The organism is Tamlana crocina (genome assembly GCF_012037625.1).
This window is the reverse complement of the sequence record NZ_JAAVJS010000052.1, coordinates 1-853: the sequence shown is the minus strand read 5'-3', so window position 1 is coordinate 853 and position 853 is coordinate 1. Positions and strand designations below refer to the sequence as shown.

The 853-nt window shown below is 39.2% G+C and carries 1 pseudogene; it reads left to right on the top strand.

Annotation, left to right across the window (positions count from 1 at the left end):
- Positions 1-853: pseudogene (locus HC176_RS15540) on the top strand (IS3 family transposase); the annotation flags it as partial.

The following is an 853-nucleotide window of genomic DNA, read 5'->3' as shown; positions in this document are numbered from 1 at the left end:
TATGTGAAGACCTGGATATATTTCCATCAGTACTTTACCGCTGGCGTAAGGAGCTAAAGGATTATGGCAAGAACAGTTTTCCCGGTCGAGGTAACCCTAAAATGACCGATGAAGAAAAAGAGATAGCTCGATTAAAAAAGGCATTAAAAGAAGCCGAACTAGAACGTGATATCTTAAAAAAGGCGATTGGCATCTTCTCCGTGAGCGACAAGAAAAATACAGGTTTATAAAACAGCATTTAATGAAATTTCCTGTTGAGACGATGTGCAAAATATTAAAAGTTAGTAAGAGCGGGTATTACCATTGGTTGCAAACAGGGCCAAGTAAGTTGTGGATTGAAAATCAGAAGATAAGTTCACTGGTCAAAACCATATTCAAGGATAGCCATGAAAGCTACGGTGCACCTAGAATGAAATCCGAACTGGAATCATTGGGCTATAAGGTATCTAGGCCAAGAGTAGCGCGTATCATGAAGGCCAATTATCTGCTGGCCAAAAGAAAACGCAATTTTAGAACAACAACAGATAGCAACCATAGCTATCCAATAGCTCCCAACTTGCTGAATCAATGCTTTGATGTAAAAAGACAAAACCAAGTATGGGTAAGCGATATTACTTATATCCAAACCAAGCAAGGTTGGCTGTATCTTACGGTGATTATCGACTTATTTAACAGAAAGGTTGTAGGATGGTCTTTAAGTGATAACCTGACTACAAAGGACACCATTGTAAAGGCATGGAATATGGCCATTAAAAGCACAACGCTGACTCAGCCCTTGATATTCCATTCGGATAGAGGGATACAGTATGCCAGTCATAGGTTCACTTCCATAATTAAAAGCTTTAATGGTTTG